This window comes from Rhizobium sp. rho-13.1 (assembly GCF_007000305.1).
In the GTDB taxonomy this organism is placed as follows: domain Bacteria; phylum Pseudomonadota; class Alphaproteobacteria; order Rhizobiales; family Rhizobiaceae; genus Rhizobium; species Rhizobium rhododendri.
Genome location: NZ_SCFL01000050.1, coordinates 1 through 6615, shown reverse-complemented (window position 1 = coordinate 6615; position 6615 = coordinate 1). Strand labels below are relative to the sequence as shown.

General features: G+C 52.5%; 5 protein-coding genes. 2 read left to right on the top strand and 3 right to left on the bottom strand.

The features are described 5' to 3' along the window. Positions 1 to 241 precede the first annotated feature (241 nt). A complete protein-coding gene (locus EQW76_RS28375; RefSeq protein ID WP_244617044.1) occupies positions 242 to 1012 on the bottom strand; it encodes a transglutaminase-like cysteine peptidase in 771 nt (256 codons plus the stop codon). Positions 1013 to 1630: 618 nt separating this feature from the next. Between EQW76_RS28375 and EQW76_RS29120 the strand changes: the two genes are divergently transcribed. Together EQW76_RS29120 and EQW76_RS28370 are read left to right on the top strand one after the other, a co-directional pair. Further along, positions 1631 to 1780: a hypothetical protein gene (locus EQW76_RS29120; protein WP_153816496.1), complete on the top strand. Its 150-nt coding sequence runs from the start codon at positions 1631 to 1633 to the stop codon at positions 1778 to 1780. A gap of 1475 nt (positions 1781 to 3255) precedes the next feature. Then, positions 3256 to 4461 (top strand): polysaccharide biosynthesis/export family protein, encoded by a 1206-nt coding sequence (locus EQW76_RS28370; RefSeq protein WP_143123510.1) that lies wholly within the window; start codon positions 3256 to 3258, stop codon positions 4459 to 4461. A 213-nt stretch (positions 4462 to 4674) separates the two neighbouring features. Here the strand turns inward: EQW76_RS28370 and EQW76_RS28365 are convergent, their stop codons facing one another. Together EQW76_RS28365 and EQW76_RS29535 are read right to left on the bottom strand one after the other, a co-directional pair. Beyond that, positions 4675 to 5457 carry a CDP-diacylglycerol diphosphatase gene (locus EQW76_RS28365; RefSeq protein ID WP_244617043.1) on the bottom strand — a complete coding sequence of 261 codons (783 nt, stop codon included), beginning with the start codon at positions 5455 to 5457 and terminating at the stop codon, positions 4675 to 4677. Between the two features lie 860 nt (positions 5458 to 6317). Continuing rightward, the coding region (locus EQW76_RS29535; RefSeq protein WP_203452808.1) for a hypothetical protein at positions 6318 to 6615 on the bottom strand (298 nt) is incomplete at its 5' end.

The window sequence follows — 6615 nt, the reverse complement described above, 5'->3', positions numbered from 1 at the left end:
CGCATCAAGCTGCCGCACGACGCGCTCATTTGAAACTAAAACTGCAACTGTAATGCTAGGTAGATGCGCGCAAGACCTAGAAATTCGTGTTAAAGATCGGCAAGGGACAAATATGATCAGTTAGAGAAGCTATAATTGCAGCGGGGCTGGTCTCTTCACGCACTCTCGCGTCAGTTGGAAAATACGACGCTGTTTGCCAGGAATGTTTTTCGAACTCGGTTCTTTGACGGAGGTGCCGGCTTTAGTGAGATCTGCGCGAGCTTGTTCTTGTGCGAACCTTGCTCAAAGCGTGGACACCACGCCCCTGATGGTGGGCTTTCAACTCCCTCGGGGTGATTTTCGCTGTTGCAGGGGCTTCTGGGGTTTTGGAGACCATCATTGTCGCTGGCCGGCCTGTTTTCAGCCCCACCCATTGCTGCGGACCTTGTTCCGACTGAAACATCACCCAGCGCAGATCTGTCGAGAGCCAGTCTTTAATGCGGCCCGTCCGGTTATCCAGCACAAGATCGCCTTCTGACGTCTTTGCGATCAGCACGGCATGGCCCTCGCCAGACGGTGTCCGTGCGACAGCGATCCGAAGTGCTCGGGAGGACCATCCCAAAGCCAACAAGTGCTTGCGTTTTGTCAGGGCAAAGTCTTCACAGTCGCCCTGTGCAACATCAACGCTCCAGATATCGGTGCCGGGCGGGTCGTTGACCGGACGGATCGAACGGTTGACGGCGGAATTAACGTCGGTCAATTCGCGCCTGTGGGCTTCGTCTAGCATGACGACATCGGCACCCCCAGTGTCTTTGCACTGGTCAGGCTGCTGAACACAAAAAACGACACTTGCGAACGGTGCCAAGGTGCGTTCACCTTCAAGTATACGGGTTATGGCGGTGCCACTGCCCTTCGCTTGGCCGGCGGGCCCTGCAGCATGCGACACTGCTGGCATAGTGATGATGGAAAGGAAAATGCCGACCGGCGCGATGAAAGATGATGCGACTTTGTTTGTAAAAATTGCACAAAGCATCCGTTTCATCTCCTTTGCAGATGACGCCTTTTAAAAAAAGCCAGTGGAGATCTTGTAGGACAAAACGGTAAAGTTTTACTTATGCAGAGAAATAGGAATGTAGCTGCCCTTCAAGATCGCGCCCGTATCATCGCTGTGACGTACCGTGCGCGAGATGAGCAATTACTTTGAACGGCAATCCGTTTGTGTCTTCGACGGTCGACATGGGCTCAACCCATGGAGCATCGGCGACAGGTCTGCCGGATGTGCACGCTAGAGTGATCGGAATGGGCTGCTGGCGCGGCCGCCCATGCAAGATGACTAGGAGAGGGGGGCATTTAAGTGGCAGATGAAGAGAGCAAAGGAGATTGCTGTCGGCCATGTATTTGATAGCGTCCGTCTCGGGTCCGTCAGACGCACGCAGCCAGCCCAGGAGTGAGGCCGACTCCGACTTCCCTGGAGGATATCGGTAGGCATGCAAACATTAGATGGCTGGGCAGCAATCCCAGATAGACAATATTTACCATGCCGAGCTTCAAAAGCGTATCTTGCCGAATGCCATCCCATTCTACTCAATCAGCTAATCTAAAATTAACGCGGCAGCGTCTTACTTGCTTCAGTAGAAAATTGGTGTAGCCGATGTCGACGCGGATAAAGTACATTTTCATTGCCTTCGTGGTTTCGATCGGCCTCTGGAGCAGCCTGATTTCAGGCGCGGTCTGGATAAGCGGAAAATCCATCGACGGCATCGATATGAGCACCACAGCTGCCGTCTCGGACAAACGCTGATGGCACCCCACCAATTACTTGTCGTGAGGCGGCGGATTGGTCCCGGTGATGATGCCAGAGGGCGGAGGATCAGTGATGATCCATAGGCCTAACGCGACTAGGCCAGCCCACATCATCAGTGAAATCAAGATCGCAATGATCAGATATTTTAATCGATTCGTCATATCACGAGGCTAGTTCAGCCCGGAAAATGTGTCTCGATAAGGCGTTGGACTGAGCTAACAACCCGTAAACGCGTCACATGATCTGATCTATTTTCAAACAGTTTGCCTCGCTCGAACTGATATTTGTAACACTCTGGCACATAGGGCTGACGTAAGACCCCTTATGGGTCTTTGGAAGCACAAGTTCTTGCGGTCGGCCCTGGGCGAGCCGAACGCGTGAGATTATTGCTTGGAGATCTGCGCACCCAAGTTTGCCCATCCCCTAATATTGAGCGCTAGACAATACGGGAAGTAGCCGTCTTGCCGGCTTGGCCGGCACTAATCGATCTTCAAACGGCTCAGAGCATCTCTATCAAAGGCCGGAACCGACTTTCTCCTGCCAGAAAACAGTCACTGCCCACGGAAGGCCGACGTGCCGGATTGGCTATGCCTGGGGTGATCCGTAAATGATCGGTTGGTCGCCGTCGAGAAGAGGGGCAAAACTTTGGATGCCCATAGAATGGCGGCAACTGATTTGTGCCCATCTCGCGCTGCCTTCCCGGTCTTCGCTGCAGCCCATAAGCCGCTATTGACCGGTACAGCGAGCGCGAACCATCTCGATGTAGGGAGAACAAGACCTTGGGACGCTGCCACCACGAATCCGCCTGCGTCAACAGGCGAACTTGCCAATCGGGCAGGGTAAATGTTCAGCGGATGTTGGTCCGCTTGCGCAACGCGCGTTAGCCGGTTGACTGAATACCGTTTCAGTCGGCGCCGCTATAGAGTCCGAACTTATCCTGATCCAGTAAAGCCCATGTGAGGCGAAGGCTTTGTGGTACACCCGAAAAGGTCATATCACAAATTAGATGGTGCTCGAAGGACCGAGCTTCTCGCAATTGCGAAGAGCCAAGGTAGTATTACCTCCGCCTAGGTTTAAATGACGGCGGCAAAACTCTTTACCATTGGGTATGGAAATATAAGCCCTGGCCAGCTGCATTCCGCTTGAACATACCCTATAGCATAGCCGACCCCATGTGGCTTAAAAGAGAGTCTAGCGAAAGCTTCTGCGGTCGGTTGCAAGTCTGCTGTGCCTCTCTTGCCACATTGTTTCGTAAATCTGCGTGTCATTAACAATATTTCCGATCATATCGACGGACCTTCCGATTGACATTGCAGTGGATGATCGCGCAAATGGCGTTAACTTTAACGGCAGATACAATGCTGGCGATAATGTTACTGATACTAGTTTTTTACATCAGGCGTGCTACTGGTTTCAAGCTTCTGACATAGAGGCAGTGATTATCCTTTGGTGCAGAAGCGACTGGGTTTTAGATGAGCAAAATTGTAATTTCGCGTACGAGCCTCGTCTGTTTAAGCATTTTATTGCTTTCCAGCTGCACATATCTGCCCCGTTCTGGGCCAGATGCGAAATTGATAGACACTCAGGCCTCGATAAAGGTCTCATCTCCTGACCGTAAGGTCGGCATTGACTACGCTATGATTGATCTGAATCAGAACACGTTGAGATTTTTCGACCAGAAGTCCATCGCCTCACTGAAGCAAAGTTTTGGCGGCGGCCGCGGTGGGGCTCCGGATGTTCCACTCGGCTACGGCGACGTAGTCCAAGTCTCGATCTTTGAATCTCAGTCCGGCGGCCTCTTCATTCCAGCCGATGCGGGTAGCCGCGCTGGCAACTTCGTTACACTACCAAATCAAACCATCGACCGCGGCGGCACGATCAGCGTCCCCTACGCCGGACGTATCGTGGCGGCTGGAAAATCGAAAGAAGAAGTCGAGCGTAACGTCGAAGACAAACTGGCGAGCCGAGCGATCGAGCCGCAAGTGGTGATCTCGACCGTAAGCTCAGTGTCCAGTCAGGTTGCCGTGCTCGGGGACGTCAACAGTCCGAAGAAAATTGAAGTAAGTCCTGCCGGTGATCGTATTCTTGACGCGCTGTCCGAGGCGGGTGGCCTTGCGACCCCTGGCATGGAAACAAATATAACCCTTCAAAGGCGCGGCAAGACGGCGACCGTGGCTTACGAAACGCTTCTCAAGAACCCGATCGAAAATATTTATATCGCGCCCGGCGACACGATCTTCGCCGACCGTCATCGCCGCACATTTGTGGCCTTTGGTGCGGCGGGGACGAACGGTCGCTTCGACTTTGACGATACCGATCTCAGTCTCAATGAAGGTATCGGCAAGGCTGGGGGGCTTTCGGATACGCAGGCCAACCCAGGCCAGGTTCTGCTATACCGCTTGGTGGATAAGAAGATCTTGCAGGACATGCAAATCAACACAGCGTCGTTCCGCGATGAAACTGTTCCGGTGGTGTTCCGAGCGAACTTGCGGGATCCAGCTGGCTTGTTCGCGGCGCAGAAATTTGCACTTCAGGACAAGGATGTCTTGTACATTTCCAATGCGGGTTCGATCGAACTGCTCAAGTTCCTGAATATTGCAAACTCGATCACGTCGACCGCATCGGGGACAACTTCCGACGCCGTTACCACACGAGACGCAATCCGAACGCTCAATTGAAGTAAAGAAGACAGAGCGCCTCAGTGAAACCCTATGTTCTCAGGACTTGATGGTGACCTGGTCTCCGCGCTGAAGTCGGAAATTACGAGCGCAGCTTGCCGATACTTGATCGGCGAGCCATATGAGATCGGCTCGGACGGTCAGATGACCTCGCAATTTTATGCCAGCCTTTCCGGCAGCGCATCCATGCGGTGCGGCTCTGTGGCACGACGCCTACCGGCGGCACTTTGGGTCCAGCAAGTCCTCTGCCGAACCTTGAAACCCCCTATCCCCGACGAGCTGGGCAAGAATGTAAAAGCCCCGTTGGCCACTTCTCGACGAGCCCCCTACAACGCCAATAGCAATATCTTGCATGTTTTCGCGCGCGCCTGGTACATCTTCTGCAACAATGTGAAACGGATTGATGTCACTCAGGTTGTCAGCAGCGTAGAACTTCACCCAGAATGAACGCCAGGGGGTATTTGTTCTTATTTTCCTGAAGGAAAGGTCATCGATCTCGTCTTTTTTTCCGTTCAGTGCGAACTTAAAGCGCGTAGAGACGCATCCTATGTGAATATGGAGGTGATCCTGCGTGCGGTTCGTTGCAGCGTTTATGGCCAGGGCTGCATCCAGCCACTCGTCCTTTTGCGGATAGGCATCCAGAATGATCGATCTTTCCTTCCAGGCATCATCGAAATAATTCGGCCCATTTGTCACCATAAGGCGCGGATCTTCTATGCCGCTGATGGCGTCAAGGGGAGTGAGGATGGTCCGCTCTTTGTGCGTCGGCTCCCGCAATATTGCATAGGCCGCCAACGGGCGAGGAGACTCTACGATTTTCAAACAGGGGAATGTAGAACCCGTCACGGAAAGATTGAACTTACAGCTGTCGATCACAAGGCCTAATGCCGAGCGGCTCGCGAAAGAGCTGGTAAGGACCGCGACCACAACGATACTGGCCGATAAAAAGAGACGGCGATAGTTCATGAACAGTGCGAAGTCCTGGGTGTCGAGCAAACTTGGCTCAATTTGGTGTAGATAGCTGAGCTCGACCGTTACCCCATTTTCGTCGAGAAAGCATCTAATAACTTGGTATTCCGCTGCTCAACCTATATCGAGAACTAGGCCCATGATCGCAGTCAATGCCAGTGAGATTTTGTTACGATGATCAGAGAGCTGCATTAAGTTCATCGCGATTCTTGCGCACGCGACCGACGTTCGCACCAGGCACTCCGTTTTTTTCCAAGTTTTCGAGTGCATGTGCTATCGCATATAGGAAAGTAACTCCTTGGCCTCTCTTAATGCAGCTTCTTGCGTCGGAAATTTCCGGCTTGGCCTACTTTTGTTTTCACTCAAACGAATGACGTAGACCCATCTACCGAAGCTTACCGCGCGGGTTTCGATCGCGTACTTAAACGATGATGTGTCAGCAGGCATTGTTAATTTCCTCTTCACATGTGCCACTGACTGTCTACCGAGCTATCGTGACCTTGGCCAGGAAACGCTTTCGTGATGGTTTATTGAGACGGTTAACGACCGCCGAGGAAGAGGGGCACTCGCAGCCTACTGTTTACAAATCCGTCTTCCGCGGCCGTCAATGTAGCAGCGACCGGTCTTGTGGTTTAGCCTGTTAATGCGATCGGAGGGGGTTTTTCTAAGATAGGCGCCCGGTCGATTGCTTTGGGTGATTCCGCAGTCTGACCCGATGCAGCCAGGCCGCGCAATGCGGGTGTCGGTTTGGGCTTGGGCCGCCGGTGCAGCAAGGATCACTATCGCTAAAAGTGCATATTTCATCTGTGCTATTTCCCAGCTGGTGAAAGACGTGCGTGAAAATGGAAATATTCGTGTGAATAGTAACCTGTCCTTAAAAACACGGATCAACGGAAAACTATTGCCAATACCGCCAACTCCTTGATGCGTTGAACACTAATTTCTGCGAGGGCAGCATCGAGTTCGTTCTGGTTGTCAGTGTGATCGTCGTTGTTCTCGCGAAACTCTTTCCACTCAGTTTCGAGGCGCTCGAAAGTGTCCTGCACTGATGTCGGCATGCTTTCCTCCGGTTTCATGACAAGAGCATGCCATAATCGCAGGGCTTCGCAACCGCAACCCGTCTTTAATCTTAGGTTCTGTTGACAAAGTTGGATTGGGCGCTTGTGAGTGATCGCGATCTGGATA

What these genes read in the sequence shown, in the direction of transcription:
- EQW76_RS28370 (WP_143123510.1), top strand. Translation starts at nt 3,256, where the DNA reads ATGAGCAAAATTGTAATTTCGCGTACGAGCCTCGTCTGTTTAAGCATT.
- EQW76_RS29120 (WP_153816496.1), top strand. Translation starts at nt 1,631, where the DNA reads ATGTCGACGCGGATAAAGTACATTTTCATTGCCTTCGTGGTTTCGATC.
- EQW76_RS28375 (WP_244617044.1), bottom strand. Translation starts at nt 1,012, where the DNA reads ATGCTTTGTGCAATTTTTACAAACAAAGTCGCATCATCTTTCATCGCG.